10 protein-coding genes are annotated in these 19,827 nt (G+C 42.5%); 9 read left to right on the top strand and 1 reads right to left on the bottom strand.

The window, feature by feature from the left end; all coding sequences use genetic code 11:
* Positions 1–57: 57 nt before the first annotated feature.
* The 4 genes from QWZ08_RS16870 to QWZ08_RS16855 all read left to right on the top strand — a co-directional run bounded on the left by QWZ08_RS16870 (position 58) and on the right by QWZ08_RS16855 (position 8,665).
* Positions 58–1,347, top strand: a complete 1,290-nt coding sequence (locus QWZ08_RS16870) for a sugar MFS transporter (protein ID WP_290338671.1) — start codon at positions 58–60, stop codon at positions 1,345–1,347.
* A 105-nt stretch (positions 1,348–1,452) separates the two neighbouring features.
* Positions 1,453–3,657 (top strand): GH92 family glycosyl hydrolase, encoded by a 2,205-nt coding sequence (locus QWZ08_RS16865; protein ID WP_290338670.1) that lies wholly within the window; start codon positions 1,453–1,455, stop codon positions 3,655–3,657.
* A gap of 191 nt (positions 3,658–3,848) precedes the next feature.
* Entirely contained in the window at positions 3,849–6,473 is a 2,625-nt protein-coding gene (locus QWZ08_RS16860) for a glycoside hydrolase family 2 protein (RefSeq protein ID WP_290338669.1), read from the top strand.
* Between the two features lie 35 nt (positions 6,474–6,508).
* Positions 6,509–8,665: a glycoside hydrolase family 3 C-terminal domain-containing protein gene (locus tag QWZ08_RS16855; RefSeq protein ID WP_290338668.1), complete on the top strand. Its 2,157-nt coding sequence runs from the start codon at positions 6,509–6,511 to the stop codon at positions 8,663–8,665.
* A gap of 39 nt (positions 8,666–8,704) precedes the next feature.
* On the opposite strand, the gene QWZ08_RS16850 is transcribed toward QWZ08_RS16855, so the two are convergent.
* Entirely contained in the window at positions 8,705–9,571 is an 867-nt protein-coding gene (locus QWZ08_RS16850) for an AraC family transcriptional regulator (protein ID WP_290338667.1), read from the bottom strand.
* 342 nt (positions 9,572–9,913) lie between these two features.
* Here QWZ08_RS16850 and QWZ08_RS16845 point away from each other — a divergent pair, with 342 nt between their 5' ends.
* The 5 genes from QWZ08_RS16845 to QWZ08_RS16825 all read left to right on the top strand — a co-directional run bounded on the left by QWZ08_RS16845 (position 9,914) and on the right by QWZ08_RS16825 (position 19,770).
* Positions 9,914–10,945 (top strand): sialidase family protein, encoded by a 1,032-nt coding sequence (locus tag QWZ08_RS16845; RefSeq protein ID WP_290338666.1) that lies wholly within the window; start codon positions 9,914–9,916, stop codon positions 10,943–10,945.
* Positions 10,946–11,276: 331 nt separating this feature from the next.
* Positions 11,277–12,902: a beta-N-acetylhexosaminidase gene (locus QWZ08_RS16840; protein WP_290338665.1), complete on the top strand. Its 1,626-nt coding sequence runs from the start codon at positions 11,277–11,279 to the stop codon at positions 12,900–12,902.
* A gap of 82 nt (positions 12,903–12,984) precedes the next feature.
* Complete coding sequence (gene nagB / locus QWZ08_RS16835) at positions 12,985–14,907, top strand: glucosamine-6-phosphate deaminase (protein ID WP_290338664.1); 1,923 nt, start codon at positions 12,985–12,987, stop codon at positions 14,905–14,907.
* Between the two features lie 156 nt (positions 14,908–15,063).
* Entirely contained in the window at positions 15,064–18,156 is a 3,093-nt protein-coding gene (locus QWZ08_RS16830) for a SusC/RagA family TonB-linked outer membrane protein (RefSeq protein WP_290338663.1), read from the top strand.
* Positions 18,157–18,162: 6 nt separating this feature from the next.
* A complete protein-coding gene (locus QWZ08_RS16825; RefSeq protein ID WP_290338662.1) occupies positions 18,163–19,770 on the top strand; it encodes a SusD/RagB family nutrient-binding outer membrane lipoprotein in 1,608 nt (535 codons plus the stop codon).
* Positions 19,771–19,827 lie beyond the last annotated feature (57 nt).

Genomic DNA, 19,827 nt, shown 5'->3' with positions numbered 1-19,827 from the left:
CCTTCCATCTGAAAATGTTTTACAACTATTTTATAACTGCATACTAAAACAAAAAAAATGGCTGATACAGCAACCTTGAACACGCCTTCAACCAACCTTACCACACCCGCAAAAAATAACGGTCCGATTATTATTATCGGCTCCCTGTTTTTTATTTTCGGGTTCATCACCTGGCTGAATTCCGTGCTGATACCTTACCTGAAAATTGCCTGCGAGCTCAATAATTTTGAGTCGTACCTGGTTGCATTCGCATTTTACATTTCTTATTTCGTAATGGCCATTCCATCTGCACGGGTGTTAAAGGCAACAGGTTTTAAAAGAGGAATGGCAGTGGGGCTGGGTGTTATGGCTGTAGGCGCTTTGATTTTTATTCCGGCCGCAATGACCAGGACATACAGTTTATTTTTGCTTGGTTTATTTGTTCAGGGTACCGGGCTCGCTGTTTTACAAACTGCCTCCAATCCATACATCACCATCATTGGTCCAAGGGAAAGTGCTGCCAAAAGAATCAGCATCATGGGCATCTGTAACAAAGTGGCAGGTTCTATCGCTCCCATTGTGCTTGGCGCTATTACTTTAAAAAATGCGGATGTTTTAAAAGAGCGCCTACTTACTATGGGTGCTGCCGAAAAAGCAGTTCAACTAAATGAACTTGCCGCAAGAGTGATATTACCATACATCTGTATTATAGTGGTATTGGTAATTCTTGCCATTGCAATTAATTTTTCTCACCTGCCTGAGATAGATACAGAGCATGAAGACGAAGCAGTGGCAAAAGCCAATAGCGGCAAGACAAGCGTGTTCCAGTTTCCGCACCTTATGCTGGGTGTGTTGACGTTGTTTTTATATGTAGGTGCAGAAGTATTGGCCGGTGATACCATCATCAGTTACGGCGCTTCGCAGGGCATAGCCTTATCAACAGCTAAGTTCTTTACCACTTGCACTTTAATCGCAATGATAGTTGGATACATTGTCGGTATCATCGCTATTCCAAAGTATTTAAAGCAAGGCACCGCATTAAAATTCTCTGCCATCATTGGGGTTGTCTTTTCTATCATTGCGATACTCACAACGGGATATACTTCAGTATTATTTATAGCATTGCTGGGGTTGGCCAACTCCCTAATGTGGCCGGCAATATGGCCGCTGGCAATTGCAGATTTAGGCCGTTTTACAAAAGTAGGTTCCTCGTTGCTGATTATGGCCATTGCAGGGGGGGCGGTACTTCCATTAATCTATGGTCGGCTGGCAGATGTACTCAGTCCGCAGCATGCCTACGTTATCTTAATACCTATTTACCTGTTTATTTTATATTATGCAGCCATCGGCAGCAAAATCAGAAAATAATATACCTGTTGTATAATTTTGTACAATTCTTTTTTTCAAAATATCCATATGTTGTATCTATCCCGGTTCAACCCTGTTAAACAAAAAAAATATTTACCCCTACTTTTGGCAACCTGTTTTTTTGTTGTCACCAGCAACGCACAACAACTTACCAAATACGTTGATCCTTTTATTGGCACCGGCGGCCATGGCCATACTTATCCGGGCGCAACGGTGCCATTCGGCATGGTACAGTTAAGTCCGGATAACGGCGAAAACGGCTGGGACTGGTGCAGTGGTTATCATTACAGCAGCGACAGCATACAAGGATTCAGCCACACGCATTTAAGCGGTACGGGCATTGGAGACTGGTGTGATATTTCTGTGATGCCCGCCGCCAATATCTTACAGCCCGGCGAATATTATAAGGTAAAATACAGTCATGCCAATGAAAATGCAAGCCCCGGTTTTTACCAGGTAAAATTAGACAATGGCATACAGGCCGCTTTTACTGCAACAGAAAGATGCGGTCTGCATCAATACAGTTTTCCCGCCACAGCCACACCGGTGCTGCGTTTCGATCTTGGCTTTCATATCAACTGGGATACACCAACCGGAACTTACATCAAACAACTCAATGATTCAACCATTGTTGGCTACCGTTTTTCAAAAGGCTGGGCCAATGTGCAGCGCATTTATTTTGCCGCACGCACTTCTGTTCCAGTAAAAGAACTGCTGTTGAGCGAAGCAACCAAATCTGTAAAAGGCAAAGAAACAAAAGGCACCAGGAGCATTTCGCAACTGGTGTTTCAATCTTTAAATGGTAAAACGCTTTTATTGAAAGTGGCGCTTTCTTGTGTAAGTACTGATAAAGCCCTTGGAGCATTGTCAGAAATTAAGGGATGGAATTTCAACAGTGTAAAAGCATCTGCGGAAACAAAGTGGGATAGCGAACTAAAAAAATTACAGGTTAAAACAACAGACGAAAAATTAAAGAAAGTTTTTTACACCGCGTTATATCACACTTGTATGGCTCCGGCATTGTATTCAGATGCAGATGGAACTTGTCAGAATGTAAAAGGCCAAGTACTTAAAATGCAGCAGGGGCAAAGGTATACAGAGTTTTCGTTGTGGGACACTTTTCGTGCAGAAGATCCTTTATTCTCCATTACACAACCTAAGCGCATACCCGATTTCATCAATACCATGATGGCTTTTTATAAAGAAAATGGCCTGTTGCCTATCTGGGACTTGAGCACCTGGGAAACGAATACTATGACCGGCTATCATGCCATTCCAGTACTGGCCGATGCGATTTTAAAAGATACCAAAGGGATTAACGCAGCTGAAATTTTTGAAGCCATGAAAAAATCTGCTATGCAAAACATACGCGGTACAGATTTTTACCGGCAATATGGTTATGTGCCGCAGGATAAATATGGCAGCAGCGTAACGGTAACGGTTGAGTACAGTTATGATGACTGGTGTATTGCACAGGTAGCAAAAAAATTAGGCAAAACCGCAGACTATGAAACCTTCATGAAAAGGTCGGCATCCTGGAAAAATTTGTTTGATCCGGCCACCGGTTTTATCCGTGCAAAAAATGCAGACGGAACCTGGGTAACGCCTTTTGATCCCTACCTTTCAGAGCATGATGAAAAGAAAGCCATGTACACCGAAGGCAATGCCTGGCAGCATTCTTTTTTTGTACCGCACGATGTAACAGGTCTGGCAAAAGCCCATGGCAGCACAGAAAAATTCATCCTGAAACTCGATTCTTTATTCACCGTTAGTTCAGAAATAAAAGGCGAAAATAAATCACCCGACGTGAGCGGTTTGATTGGCCAATATGCCCATGGCAACGAGCCAAGTCATCACATTGCTTACATGTACAGTTTTGTCGGCGATGCCTGGAAAACACAGGAGCGGGTGAAGACGATTGTGGATTCTATGTACCGCGATCAGCCGGATGGTTATGCAGGCAATGAAGATTGCGGCCAGATGAGTGCCTGGGGCGTGTGGAGTATGATGGGCATTTATCCCGGTAACCCCAGCAGCGGTCAGTATGTTTTTGGTACGCCCATGATGGACGAAGTGCGGATGCAACTGCCCTCAGGTAAAACCATGTTGCTGCAGGCAAAGAACAGGTCGGCCAATAATTTTTACATTCAAAGCGTGCAGTTAAACGGCAAGGATTATAACAAAACGTATATAGATCATACTACTTTATTAAAAGGAGGAACACTGGTTTTCACCATGGGTTCAGCGCCTAATAAACAGTTTGGCAGTGCCCCTGAAACATGGCCTGCATCAGCATCGGGCAGCAATTGATTGTATAATTTCCAGGACGGGAAGAGCTGTACTTTTGTTTGTTTAAGTAAATGGTTTTTACCAGCAGTTGTTTTTCATAGCAGCATTCTTGTGTCACTCACTTGTACAAATAAAACCATGAGCAACAACAAATGCAGTGGCTCAATAAATAAAAATGCTTCAGCAATTATAAAAACCAAAATAATTTTTTAATGAATAAATCAATCGCCGCTGCATGTTGCATGTTGTTTTTTGTTGTTCAGCTAACAGCGCAGGATCAGTATGAATTAAACACGGGCTGGTTCTGTTCGCCCATCGCTGCAACCAAACAAGCCGGTACAGAAATTTCAAAACCTTCCTTTGCCGTAAATGGCTGGTTGCCTGCTACAGTGCCGGGCACTGTGCTCACCACCATGCTGAATAATAAGCAGGTACCCGATCCTTTTTATGGAATGAACAACCAGTACATTCCTGATATTTATCAAACCGGTCGCGACTACTATACCTACTGGTTTGTAAACAATTTTAAAGAAAAGATCAGTTCAGCGAATGAACAGGTATGGTTAAACTTCAGGGGAGTAAATTATGGCTGTGATGTGTTTGTAAACGGCCATAAGGTGAACAAAAAAACGCACAAGGGTATGTACCTGCGGCAGACTTATAATATTACAGCTTACCTTTCAAAAGATGGCAATAACAGGCTGGCAGTGATTGTATATCCGCCGGATGTTGTCGGCAACCCAAACGGCGGCCAGGGTGGCGATGGCGAGATAGCAAGGAATGCAACCAACCAGTACACCGCAGGCTGGGACTGGATACAACCCATCCGAGACCGTAACACCGGCATCTGGGATAAAGTAACCATCGAAAAAACCATCAGCGTAAATCTTAAAAATTCAAACGTTGTTACGTTGGTGCCCGGTGTTCGTTTACCCGGTGCTTCGCAGCAACCAGCCATCATTAAAGTAAGTTCAGAAATTGAAAACCCGGGCAGCACGTTGCTTGCGGGCACGCTTCAATACACGCTCGACGGCACCACCATTAAAAAAGACATTATACTTCAGCCAAAAGCTACTGCTGAATTTCAACTACCGGATTACACTTTAAAGAATCCTAAATTATGGTGGCCCAACGGCTACGGCGATCAACCGTTGTATAAAATACAGGTACAGTTTATAAGCAAGTCAAAAGCCTTGCTGGATAAGGAAGACATCAGCTTTGGTATCCGTGAAATTCAGACAGGATGGAACGCTCACACGGGCAGCAGGGAAACAATCGTGAATGGCCAGAAAATATTTATAAAAGGCGGCAACTGGATAGTTTCTGATGCGATGATGCGTTTTACAAAAGAGCGCTATGATGCGGAGATACATTTTCACCGCGACATGAATTTAAACCTCATCCGAATTTGGGGCGGTTCATTAACGGAGCGCCCGGAATTTTATGAAGCCTGTGATAAATACGGCATGCTCGTGTTCCAGGACTTCTGGTTTTCCGGCGATTGCAACGGCAGGTGGCTTGACCCAATGAAGAAAGAAGATCAGTGGACACGCCGCCAGTATCCGGATGATCATGGACTCGTGCTCGAATCAATTGCAGATCAGATTAAAATGATTCGCAGTCATCCCTCACTGGCCTTTTATTGCGGTGGAAATGAGATCACACCGCCTGAAGATATTTTTACAGCGTTGAAAGATTCCATCTTACCAAAGCTAGACCGTACCCGTTATTTTTATGATTATTCCAACAGCGACAGCATGTCGGCGAATACGCTGGGAGGCAACGGCGACGGACCATACGGCGTGCAAAACATCAACACATTCTGGGGTTTTAAAACATTTCCATTTAACAGCGAAGTTGGTTCTGTTGGTGTAGGCGATTACGAATCGCTGGAAAGATTTCTGCCAAAAGAAAACATGGTAGCACCACAATTCCCGGGCAAGCCTGATTCCGTTTGGGACTATCATAAATACATTGGCTACGATCAGTTTATTGCGCCTTATGGAGCTGTGAAAGACGTGCGTGATTTTGGTTTAAAAGCACAGCTGGTCAACTACGATCAGTACCGTGGTTTAATAGAAGGATTTTCGGCACACATGTGGGATTGGTACACCGGTGTCATCATCTGGAAAACCCAAAATCCATGGACAGCTTTACGGGGACAGATGTATGATTATTACCTGGACCCCAACGCCTGTTTGTATGGATTAAAAACGGCAGGGGAGCAGGTGCACGTAATGTACAATCCCGTTACCGGTATGGTGATGATTGAAAACAATGGCTTTAAAATAGTCCGCGACCTGATGCTGGAAATTAAAACCTATGATATGGATGGGAAAGGCAATCTGCTAACGCAGGTATTTGCCGAAGCACAGCCAACATCGGTTAAAAATTATATTCCAATCAAGGAAACCATTGACGGTTTGCGAAAAGATAAAGGCATGTTTTTATCGTTGCGTTTGCTGGATATAAGCAAGAAAATTGTAAGTGATAATTTTTACTGGTTGCCAAACAACGAAGAAAAATATACCGGTTTACAGCAGATAAAAACCGCAGCGGCAACAATAGAAGCAAAGCAACAGGGAGCTGATAAAATCGCAGTTACCATCAGCAATCCGGCCAACGGGCCAGTCTCATTCTTCAACCGTATTTCATTGGTAAATTCTGCCACTAAAAAAAGAATACTACCGGTATTTTACAGCGACAATTATGTATCCGTTTTACCCGGCGAAACAAAAACAATTACGCTGGAATACACGCCCAATGCAGCAAATGCCAAACCACAGGTTTCATTGCAGGGTTGGAATACAGCGGAGCAGCTGGTTTATATAAAATAGAAAAGGCAATTTTAAAACAGTGTAAAATGTATTTCATGAAGCTTATAAAACCGATTGCATGCATTGCCATAGTTGTTATTATTTGTGATAACACTAATGCACAAACACCTTTATTCAGGGATGAAAAAGCACCAAAGGAAGCAAGGGTAAAAGACTTGTTGCATGCCCTCACGTTGCCGGAAAAAATTGCGATGCTGGGCAACACAAGTCCTGCGGTAGAGCGCTTAAAAATACCTGCCTATAATTGGTGGAACGAATCGTTGCACGGCCTTGCGAGGGCAGGCGAGGCCACGGTATTTCCGCAGGCCATTGGCATGGCAGCTACCTTCAACGATGATTTATTGAAAGAAGAAGCAGGGATAATTTCAACAGAGGCCCGGGCCAAGTATAACCTGGCTGCAAAAATGAGCCGTCATCTTTGGTACATGGGGCTTACCTTCTGGTCGCCCAACATCAATATTTTTCGTGATCCACGCTGGGGCAGGGGGCAGGAAACTTACGGGGAAGATCCATTGCTGACGTCAAAAATGGGTACTGCTTATGTAACCGGCCTGCAGGGAAATGATGCGAATTATTTAAAAGTAGCAGCCTGTGCCAAGCACCTCGCAGTACACAGCGGACCGGAAGCGGATCGTCATAATTTTGACGCCGTTGTTGACGAAAAAGACCTCCGGGAAACCTATTTATATTCTTTTAAAAAACTGGTAGATGCCAACGTGGAAGCGGTGATGTGCGCTTATAACCGCGTTAACGGTGAGCCTTGCTGTACGGGCAAAACACTGATCACGGATATTGTAAAAAACGAGTGGCATTTTAAAGGGCACATGGTGACCGATTGCGGTGCCCTGTCAGATATCATCAATATCCCCGGCGTAAAAACAACCAAAGAAGAACTGGCAGCAGCGGCAATTAAGGCTGGTATCAACCTGGAGTGTGGTGGTATTTTGCAGCAGGATGTAATGGGCGCAATTAGTAAAGGCCTGTTAACGGAAGCCAATGTAGATACTGCCCTCAGCGGCATCCTGCGCACGCAGATGAAATTGGGAATGTTTGATATTAATGCGTCAGACAATCCTTACGCCAGGTTTTCGGAAGACAGTGTGCACAATGATTATCATGTGGCCTTGTCCCGAAAGGCGGCACAACAAAGTTTGGTGTTGCTTAAAAACAACGGCGTATTGCCAATGCCAAAAGATAAGTATGAATCCATTTTAGTAACCGGCGCCAACTCTGCTTCGCTGGAAGCCATGGTGGGTAATTACCATGGCATGTCGGGCAATATAGTAACGGTGGCCGAGGGCATCACAAAAGCCGCAGGGCCAGCCACTGTAGTGCAATACGACCAGGGAAGTGATTATACAGACACAACCGATTTTGGTGGCATATGGGTATCTCAAAACAGCGATATTACGATTGCGGTAGTTGGTTTAACGCCGCTGCTGGAAGGTGAAGAAGGGGATGCGTTTTTATCAGCTTCGGGTGGTGACAGGGCCAGCATGAGTTTGCCGGCAGCACACATAGCATTTTTAAAAAAATTAAGAGCAGCTTCGAAGAAGCCGATTGTAGTTGTAGTGAATGCAGGAAGCGCTGTGGACATCACAGCCATCAATGCTTACGCTGATGCAATCATACTGGCCTGGTATCCCGGGGAACAGGGTGGCGCTGCTTTGGCGGATGTATTGTTCGGGAATGTAAATCCGTCTGGAAGATTGCCACTTACATTTTATCAATCGCTGAAAGATCTTCCCAATTATAAGGACTACGCCATGAAAGGCCGCACTTACCGCTACTTTAACGGCCCTGTTCAATATCCTTTCGGATACGGATTAAGCTATACCAGTTTTGATTATAAATGGAAACTGGAACCGCTGGCTGCATATAAAGTAACCGATAGCATTCGTGTAGCCATTGATGTTGATAACACAGGCAATTTTGATGGCGACGAAGTGGTGCAGGTGTACATGGAATATCCAAACCTGGAAAGGATGCCCATAAAGGAATTGAAAGCGTTTAAAAGGGTTACCGTTGCCAAAGCAAGTTCAGCGACAGCAGATATAAAAATCCCCGTTTCAGATTTGCAAAAATGGGATTTAAAGGAACATAAATGGAAGCTGAATAAAGGCACTTATACAATCTGCATTGGCAAAAACTCCAGCGACTTTATTTTGAAGAAAAGCTTTACAGTTAAATAAATATTTATTGGTAATTAATACAATGCCCTTTCATAATTGTTATGCTAAGGCCTTTTCCCGGTAAGCCTTTGGTGACAACCCGGTTGATTTTTTAAAAAATTTGTTGAAATTGGAAAGCGTTCTGTAGCCACAATTGAAGGCTACTTCTGAAACGTTGTAACTGGATTCAGTAAGTATTTTGCAGGCATTTGAAATCCTTATTTCGTTAAGGTAAGAGAAGAAACAGAGTTTTGTTTTTTGTTTAAACATTCTGCAAAAGGCTGGCGGGGTAAGGTTAGCTACTTTGGCGATGGCTTCAAGAGTAATGTCTTCGCTAAAATTTGCACTTACATAGTTAAAAACCTTCGTTAACCTGTCAGCGGTATTATCACTTAATTTGCTATCATACCCTTCACAAACAAAATAGTCCAGTTCATCAGACGTAGAGAGGATGTGAAGAATTTCGATCAATCCAATAATACGTTCAAAGTCTTTTTTGTTTAGAAGCGCATTGATTTTTTTTGCCACAACCTTGTTGGTTTTACCCATCACTTTAATTCCGCGGCTGGCTTTTTTTATCAGCGTATTAATTTTGCTGCATTCTCTTAAATTGTAAAAACCATCGGAAAAAACGTCTTTATTAAAATAGGCTACCACAGCATGCGATAACCCCTCTGTTGAATGTTTCGAAAACTCTTCATCGTTGATGATTTCATGCGGTAAATCTGAACCTATAAAAAAAATATCACCGCTATAGAACGTATCCAGCTTATCGCCAATAATTCTTTTACCTTTTCCATTTTTAATATAGATAAGTTCAAGCTCTGGATGGTAGTGAAATTTGGAATCAAAATATGGAAATTTCCTTTCCATGATGGCAATCTGCCTGTCGAGCGCATTGGATATTTCTGATTTAAAAGCCCGCATTGAAAAAAATTTTAGTGTGCTAGAAAAGTTATTTGCTGCCCAGACTACTATTTAGTTGGCAGGAAATACCAATATCGTTAAGAATTCCAGTGATGATATTATTTATGCCAAATAAATATTTTTTTAGCTAAAAATACATCTAAAGTTTTAAAATTGTTAAGTAAGTTACAAAAACATTTTAAAAAATTTGTGAAAGTCGATATCTTTATCAAGAGAATTAAAGAATTTTGAAATAAACTATATATTATAAAAACAGGGCATTCAAGAAATACAGGCCACTTGTTAATATAGTACTTGGTACTCAAAATTTTGACCTCTCATCAAAAATTGTTATCCTTTAAAATGACAAAGTACGTCTTAACCATTGCGTTTTGTTTCACTGCCTTTTGTAGCATTTTTGGCCAGGCCAGGTGGCGGGTCCTGCGAAGTGAAATGATTGTTCAAAATCCGGTCTTTCAGGAGTGCCACGCCTCAACAATCGCGGAAGTGGCTCCAGGCAAATTGATGGCTTCATTTTTTGCAGGAACCGGCGAAGGAGAAAAAGATGTTACCATCTGGCTCGCCACTTGCGATCATGATAAATGGACTGCGCCTGCAGTCATAGCCGATGGCATTATCAATGATACCCTGCGTTACCCCTGCTGGAACCCGGTTTTATTCAAAAGCAAAGAGGAAAAACTTTTTTTATTTTATAAGGAAGGCCCCAGGCCGTTCAATTGGTGGGGCATGGTCAAAACATCAGATGATAGCGGCGCAACCTGGAGTTTGCCGGAGCGGCTTGCGAACGGAATATTGGGGCCAATAAAAAATAAACCGGTACAGCTGGTGGATGGCACGATATTCTCCCCATCAAGCAAAGAAGAAAATGATGTATGGAAAGTGTACATCGAAAAGTCAACTGACAAGGGCAATAGCTGGCAGCTGATTCCCGTGGACACGGGTAATGCATTCAGGGTAATTCAGCCAACTATTTTATTGTATCCGCATCAACGCCTGCAGATGCTTTGCAGAAGTAACCAGGATAAAATAGTACAGTCCTGGTCAAATAATAACGGACAAACATGGAGTAAATTTTCGCTTACGCAGCTGCCAAATCCTAATTCAGGTATTGATGCTGTTACCTTAAAAAGCGGCGTGCAAATGCTTGTATACAATCCTGCAACCAAAGGAAAAGAGTGGTCAAATGGTCGTCAAAAACTGCATGTAGCTATATCAAAAGATGGGCTGAATTGGAAAGATGTTATTGTGCTTGAAAATGGCACAAGCGAAGAGTTTAGTTATCCAGCTATTATAGAAACAACTGACGGAAAGGTGCACATTACTTATACATACGATAGGAAAAATATTAAGCATGTTGTGCTTGCGTATAAGTAAGCTGTTTATTATTGGTGGAGCACAAGAAGTAACGCTGCTACCAGGCGAAATTGATTAAAGTGTTGCTGGTAGTGCAACAGGTGGGGTTCAATGTTAATATTATGTCAGCAAGCGATAAAATTGAAGCGACGATTATTAACACCAATTGTCATCTTTACCATTTACAACAGTTGGCCTGGTGATAAGCAGTTTTTGTGTGATAAATCATGCAGGTAACAGAAGGGGTTTAGCAGCTATGCTGTATAATTATCATCACAATCGCAGGAGTTGTATCCTGGTTTGTATGAATTTAAAGATTGAACTAATAAAAAAAACAAGGCATTTTAGAATTATGAAATCATTTCTTTTTCTCACAATTTGGATCATTGCAGGCCTGGTAGGTTTTGCACAGCCGGTAAGCATTATTCCACAACCAGTAAGTGTTAAACAAACGGGGGGGAAGTTTATCATAAATGCAAAAACTGTTATTGTAGCTAAAGACGCTGAGGAAGAAAAGGCAGCTGATTTTTTTACTACTTATCTGCAAAGTGTGTATGGATTTACCTTAGGAAAAAGCAACAGTGCGCAACATAATTACATAAGGCTTAATACAAGGAAATTTATCCAAAAACCGTCATCTGATGCTTATACTCTAATGGTTACATCTTCCGGTGTAACCATTACAGGTGATACTTATCCCGGCACTTTTTACGGTATTCAGAGCCTCATTCAATTACTGCCTGTCGCAAAGAGTAACGCATTAACTATTCCGGCTGTTACCATTGCTGATGCGCCGCGATTCAATTACAGGGGAATGATGCTGGATGTGGGTCGTCACTTTTTTCCTTTACCAGTTGTAAAAAAATATATTGATTATATCGCCCTGCATAAAATGAATTATTTCCACTGGCATCTTACGGATGACCAGGGCTGGAGAATTGAAATAAAAAAATACCCGTTGTTAACACAAGTGGGCAGCACCCGCAACAACACCATCATTGGCCATTTCCCGGGTACAGGAAATGATAATACACCACATGGAGGATTTTACACCCAGGATGAAATAAGAGAAGTAGTTAAATATGCCGCAGACAGGTTTATAACTGTTGTGCCTGAAATTGAAATGCCCGGCCATGCAGAAGCTGCGCTAACGTCCTACAACTGGCTGGGGTGCCCTGGCACTGGCCCCTACAAAGTGGAGGGTACCTGGGGTGTGTTTGACAATGTTTTTTGTGCCGGCAAAGATTCGACTTTTCAATTTTTGCAGGATGTAATAGATGAAGTGCTGCAATTGTTTCCTTCACCTTACATACATGTAGGTGGCGATGAGTGCCCGAAAACCAACTGGAAAAAATGCCCGCTTTGCCAGGCAAGAATAAAAGCAGAGGGTTTAAAAGATGAGCATGGATTGCAGAGTTATTTTGTACAGAGAATGGAGAAATATATCAACGGCAAAGGACGTAAAATTATTGGTTGGGATGAAATTCTGGAAGGAGGATTAGCTCCCAATGCAACTGTAATGAGCTGGCGTGGAGAGGAGGGAGGCATAGATGCGGCCAAACAAAATCATGATGTTATTATGACGCCGGGCGGATGGGTTTACTTTGATCATGCACAGGTTGAAAAAGATGATTCACTTACCATCGGAGGTTTTTTGCCACTGGGAAAAGTATACGGATACGAGCCGATTCCAAAAGAATTAAATGCGGAGCAGGCCAAACACGTTCTGGGCGGCCAGGCCAATTTATGGACAGAATATATTACCAATCTGCCAAAAATTGAATACATGATTTTCCCTCGCATGAGTGCGTTGAGTGAAGTGCTTTGGAGTCCCAAAAATCAGCGGAACTGGAAGTTGTTTTTGCCACGTTTACAGCAACAATATAAAAGATATGATTTATGGAAAAGCAATTTTAGTAAAGCTATAATCGCAGAAGTTAAAGTTGCGCCCAAAAAAGTCATCAGTAAAAAAAAGTGATTTTGACAATGCTATGCCAGTGAAAAAACAGGCTGTTATTTGCAACAGCATTCAAAAAGATCATTCTAAAGTTTTTTAATTGATGGAATCAGAAACACTCATACAACCAAAGATGTTGTCGCACGAAAAAGTGCCAGTCGTAATTTATAAAAACTCCCGTGAGGCTTCCAAAATAGTGGCGCGGGAAATTGCGGATTTTATCATCGCATGTCAGCAAAATGGCAAACGTGCGGTGCTTGGTTTGGCAACCGGCTCAACTCCCAAAACAGTATATGCTGAATTAGTAAGGCTGCATCACAGGGAAGGACTGAGTTTTAAAAATGTGATCAGTTTTAACCTGGATGAGTACTACACGCTGCCGCCTGATGCGATACAAAGCTACCGCCGGTTTATGAATGAAAACCTGTTTGATCACATCGATATCCTGCCTGAAAATTGTTATATACCCGACGGCACGGTACCACAGGAACTGTTAAAGACCTACTGTACGGAATATGAAAATAAAATTGCGGAGGCAGGCGGTATCGATATCCAGCTGCTGGGTATTGGCAGCAATGGACATATAGGGTTTAATGAACCCGGCTCACATGTAAGTTCACCTACAAGGCTCATTACACTCGACCTGAGTACAAGAGCAGATGCCGCATCTGACTTTGGAGGCATCGCCAATGTTCCCAAAAAAGCCATCACCATGGGCGTTGGTACTATCTTAAAAGCCAGAAGAATTATACTGCTTGTATGGGGTGAACGCAAAGCAGATATTTTAAAGAAGGCGGTTGAAGGGCCCGTTACAGAATTTGTGCCGGCCTCTTACCTGCAGGGTCATCCAAATACACTTTTTGTTACGGAGCAATCGGCGGCTGCAGCTTTAACACGCCGCAAATCCCCCTGGTTAACTGAAAATGTTGTGTGGGATACGGCGATGATTAAAAAAGCCGTTACCAGTTTGGCCCTAATGGTAAAGAAGCCCATTCTTAAGTTAACAGACAATGACTATAATGAAAACGGCCTGAGTGACCTGCTGGCTATGTACGGACAGGCGTACGATATCAACATCAAAGTTTTCAACTGGTTGCAGTATACCATTACCGGATGGCCGGGCGGTAAACCTAATGCTGATGATACCAACAGACCAGAAAGAGCCAATCCAGCTAAAAAAAGAGTCCTGATTTTTAGTCCTCATCCGGATGATGATATCATTTCGATGGGTGGCACTTTTCAGCGACTTGTTGATCAGGGGCATGAAGTGCATGTGGCGTATCAAACTTCGGGAAATATCGCAGTGGCTGATGATGAAGCATTGCGGTTTACAGAATTTGTTATCGACTTTAATGAAAAATTTTCAATTGAAAATGAGGGCACCAATGCTATTTACAAAAAGGCACTGGCTTTTTTAAAGGTGAAAGAAAGTGGCGAAAAAGATATTGAAGAAGTACGGTATGTAAAAGGGTTGATCCGGCGTGGCGAAGCAAGAAATACCTGCCGCTTTGTTGGTATTCCGGCCGGCTGCATTCATTTTCTTGATCTTCCTTTTTATGAAACCGGGCTGGTTGAAAAAAGCCCCTTGTCGCAAAAAGATTATGCCATCATACAACAGGTAATTCAGCAGGTGCAGCCGCACCAGTTGTATGCAGCCGGCGATCTGGCAGATCCGCATGGTACACACAAGGTTTGCCTGGATGCCATTTTTGAAGCGGTACATTTATTGAAGAACGAAGCCTTTATGAAAGATTGCTGGGTATGGTTGTATAAAGGGGCATGGGCCGAATGGGATATCGATATGATAGAAATGGCAGTTCCTATGAGTCCGGACCAGGTGCTTAAAAAAAGGCTGGGAATTTTTAAACATCAATCCCAGAAAGATGGAGTGGTTTACCAGGGCACCGACTCCCGGGAGTTCTGGCAAAGAGCGGAAGAAAGAAACAAGGCAACAGCTGACCTGTATAACAAATTAGGCCTTGCAGAATATGCGGCAATGGAGGCATTTGTGCGATGGCATTTTTAACAAACCAATCACATAAAACATTTGCCAGCGCAAGCAGCCTTCTAACGTTAAAAAGCATCATGTAGTAATAGCAACTAAAACTGGATAGTTCAACTTCTTTTGTATAGTTCCCGTTTGATGAAGGGATTTTTTTATTAACCAAAAACTAAAATTGTAATGAGAAAATTACGCATTTTAACCGCCTTGCTACTGCTAAGTTCAGTAGTGATGGCACAAAGCCGGCAACTAACCGGTACTGTTACAGATTCTAAATCTGGCAGCGGCTTACCGGCTGCCACAATTGGTGTAAAAGGCAAAACTGCCAAGACCGCTGCTGGTCCTGATGGTTCTTTTTCACTCACTGTTCCTGCCGGTAATATTTCCCTGGAGGTTACTTCTGTTGGCTATGTTACTAAAACCATTTTGGTGGAAGGTGACAAAAGCAATATTACAGTTGCATTGGACCAGGCTTCTGCAGACATGTCCGAAGTAGTGGTAACTGCCTTGGGTATCAGCAAACAGACAAGGAAAGTAGGGTATGCTGTATCTACAGTTGGTGGCGACCAGATGTCCAAAGCAAGGGAAAACAACGTGGCACTGGGGTTAGCAGGACAGGTTGCCGGTTTAAATGTTCATGGAACCAATGGTGGTCCTGGGGGTTCTGCCCGTATTCTATTGAGAGGTATTTCAAGTATCACAGGTGGCGGCGCTCCCTTGTTTGTGATCAACGGAGTACCGATGGATAATAGCCAGCGTGGTAGCGCAGGTGAATGGGGTGGTTCTGATAACGGTGACGGTATCGGAAATATAAACCCGGATGATATAGAAAGCATGACCGTGTTGAAAGGTCTTGCTGCTTCTGCCTTATATGGATCAAGGGCCGCTAATGGTGTAATTTTAATTACTACCAAAACTGGTAAAAAAGGAACCGCTAACATTGAATACAATGCCAACTACGTTGCTGAAAAAGCAATCAACAGCACCGATTATCAATATGTATACGGACAGGGAACAGGCGGTTTGAAACCGTCCAGCGCCAGTTCTGCACAATCTACAGCACGTTTTGCATGGGGTGCTAAAATGGACGGATCGCAGGTGATTGGCCTTGACGGTAAAAACTACGCATACTCTCCTTACAAAAATAACATTGCTGATTTCTACAGATGGGGACCATCTTTTACCAACACAGTTTCTGTAAACGGTGGTGGTGACAAAGGCACTTATCGTTTGTCTGCATCTAACCTTAGTAATACTGCAATTGTAAGGGGCAGTGGCCTTGACAGAAAGACAATAAACTTCAGTATGGATCAGAAAGTAACTGATAAATTGTCTGTCACAGTAATGGCTAATTACATCGATCAGCTTGCAAAAAATCCTCCGCAATTAAGTGACGGTCCTGGTAACCCAAACAACGGTTTGTTCCTGGCTCCCAATATTAAAGAATCAATCTTGTCTCCCGGTTATGATGCCAATGGAAGGGAAATTGTATTCAGCGATGATAACTATGTAACCAATCCTTATTTTGCAGTGAACAAATGGATCAACGACGTAAGCCGTAAAAGACTGATCACCGCAGTTTCTGCAAAATACAATTTTACAAGTTGGTTGTATGCTATGAGCCGCATCGGGTATGATAATGAAGACGACCGAGTGTTGGGTGTTACTCCATCAGGTACTGACTATTCTTATAACTCCGCAGGTCAGTCAGGGGGCATTGGTCTTTCCACCTCGCAAACATCTGAATTAAACCTGGATGCATTGATAGGAGTTACCCACAAAATTACAAGTGATATCAACTTGGACGCTACGTTGGGTGCCAATGCAAGAACTAACAAAAGTGAAGGTTTAAATATCAATGGCGGACCATTTGTGTTACCAGGATTGTATACTCCAGGTAACGTATTAAATTACGGAAGAGGATATAGCTACAATGAAAGAAAAGTACATTCAGGATTTTATTCTATGGACTTTAGCTATAAAACATTCTTTAGCATCGGTACTACAGGCAGATATGATGCCTTCTCTACACTATATAACTCAGGTATTCCAAAAGGCGACCGCAATATATTTACGCCGTCTGTGTCTGCCAGCTTAATATTCTCACAGTTAATAGATGTACCTAAACTTAGCTTTGGTAAACTGCGTGCTTCTTATGCAAAAACCAGTGGAGAACCAGCTACGCCTTACCAAACTGCTGTTTATTATAATGTTGGTGGAGCAATCAATGGCACTTCTACAGGAAGTTTCGACGGAACACTTCCTAACCTGTTCCTGAAACCATATACCCTTACAGAATTTGAAGTTGGTACAGAATTGAAGTTCCTTAGCAACCGCTTGGGATTTGATATTGCTTATTTTAACCGTAAATCATCTAATGAAATTATGAATGCCAACCTTAGCTGGGCAACCGGATATTCTGGTTCAGTAATTTCAAATGGTAGCATCCAAACTAAAGGGCTTGAAGTGATGGTGACTGGCAATATTGTTAAGCAAAAGAATTTTAACTGGAATGCAAGCTTTAACCTTACCTCTGTTAGCAATAAGGTACTGAAAACAGATGCAGCGGGCAACCAGCTTGGTTTGGGAACATACAGACCTTTGAATGCAAATACAGCTTATGTGATAGGTTTGGGCGGACCACAGGTAATGGCTCATGATTACACTTATAACGACAAAGGACAAATTGTTGTTGACGGAAGTGGCTTACCGGTACAGGGAGGCCTTATAGCAATGGGATCAGTTTTACCTAATTTGTACGGTGGTTTTAAAAATGATTTCAATTACAAAAACTTTGATTTATCATTTTTAATTGACTACAATTATGGTAACAAAGTACTGTCTGCGACTAAAAACTATGCCCTGGTAAGGGGCTTGGATAAAGCAACTTTGGTTGGAAGGGAAACAGGTATTAAGGTTAACGGTGTATTGGCCGACGGAACAGCCAACGGTGTTACCGCAACTGCAGAATCGTACTATCAAAGGTTAGCGCAAATTTCAAGAGGCAACGTATTAAATGGTGATTATATTAAGTTACGCCAGGTTACACTTGGTTATACTATTTCTGAAAAAGCATTGGCAGGATTACCTTTATTTAGTTCTATCCAGATTTCTTTTGTTGCACGTAATCTTTTCACTTTCCTTAAGAATACAGATAACATTGATCCGGAAGCGGGCTTCTCTTCAACTATCCGCTATGCAGGTATTGAAGGTACCAGTCTTCCTTCAACCAGGTCTTTTGGTATCAATGCTAATTTCAAATTCAAAAAATAACCAGACATGAAAAAAACTATTTTAAATATGGGTCTTTTTGCAGCCGTTTTTATAACGAGCTGTACAAAAAACTTCGATGATGTCAATACCGATCCTACCAAGGCTTCGGCAGCTAATTTCGATGCTAACCTGTTATTGCCATCAGGGCAATTAGGATATGTAGACGCAATTTCCGGCTACAACGGGCCGATACTTTTTCAAAGTATGTGGACACAAACTTTTGCTTCGGCCATTTACCCGGGCTATTATAGCGGCGGTGATAAATACGTGCAGGGAGGCAGTTTCTTAAACTACCAGGGACGTACCTGGGATGCCGGCTACAGATCTGCCAGCTATCTGCGTGAGATACAGAACTTAACCAAAGACAAACCTGAATTAAGTAATGTAAGTGGTATTTCCGTTATCTGCGAAGTACTGAATGTTGAAGCTGTAACGGATGTTTACGGTGACGTGCCCTACTCACAGGCACTTAGCGCAAAGTCCGGTATTTCTCAACCAGTGTATGACAAGCAACAGGATGTTTACAACCTGATGTTTGCCAAACTGGACAGTGTTTTACCTACACTGGATGCAGCCAAAGCTATTCCAACAAATGACGTATTTCCCTACAAAGGCAATATTGCACAATGGAAAAAATTTGGATATTCTTTGATGCTGCGCATGGCTATGCGCTTAACCAAAGTGGATCCAGCTACGGCACAGAAGTATGCTGAAAAAGCGTATGCCGGCGGCGTTTTTGCAAGCAATGCAGATAATGCTTATGTTGTATTTGACAACTCTCATGGTTTTAGCAACGCCAACTCGCGTTCCCTGACAACTGCAGAAGATTATTCTGAAGTTAAGTGGGGTAAAGTGCTGGTTGATTATTTAAAATCAACTGCTGATCCAAGATTGGGAGTGATTTCAGAGGTGCCAATGCCAGGTAAAGCCAATGCTGCCAATGAGAGTCTTGCAGGCGTTTCAACTCCAGCTTTACAGCAAGGTATGCCTAATGGCTACGATCAAAATGGTGGCGCAACTGACATTACACATGCACCTGGTTTTCCCGGAGCTACCGGAACAGGAGATGATCTCAATGTTACTGGCGGGTATTCACGTCCCACCACTGCTGTATACTTGGATTTGAATGCACCTACTTTCGTTTTAACCTATGCACAGACAGAATTTTTATTAGCTGAAGCTGCTGTAAGGGGATGGAATGTAGGCGCAACAGCTGCTGCTCACTATGCAAACGGTTTAGCTGCTGCTATCCAGACTTATGGTCAGATTAATGCAAAAGGCGCTATCGCTGCCGGCACTGCAACAACTTACGCTGCAGCAAACCCGCTGGACGTGTCTTCTGTTGAAAATTCCTTAAAGCAAATCAACACCCAATACTGGGTGCTTGCAGGCACCATCTTTGATTTTGATGAAGCATGGAGCAACTGGAGAAGATCTGGCTATCCTGTTTTAACACCGGTAAATTATGCCGGTAATTTTACAGGTGGTACTATTCCAAGAAGACAAGCCTATCCAACAAGTGAAGCTTCTAATAATCCTGCAAACTACAAGTCAGCCGTAACCGGATTGTCAGGTGGTGATACTTATGCCGGACGTGTTTGGTGGGATAAATAAGTATTTTATTCAATCAAAATAAAGACAGTTTTAGTAGGTCAAATTAACGCCACAGGG

It is taken from the genome of Ferruginibacter paludis, from assembly GCF_030409685.1.
GTDB lineage: Bacteria > Bacteroidota > Bacteroidia > Chitinophagales > Chitinophagaceae > Ferruginibacter > Ferruginibacter paludis.
The sequence above is the reverse complement of the archived record's forward strand: the minus strand, read 5'-3'. Positions and strand labels throughout refer to the sequence as shown.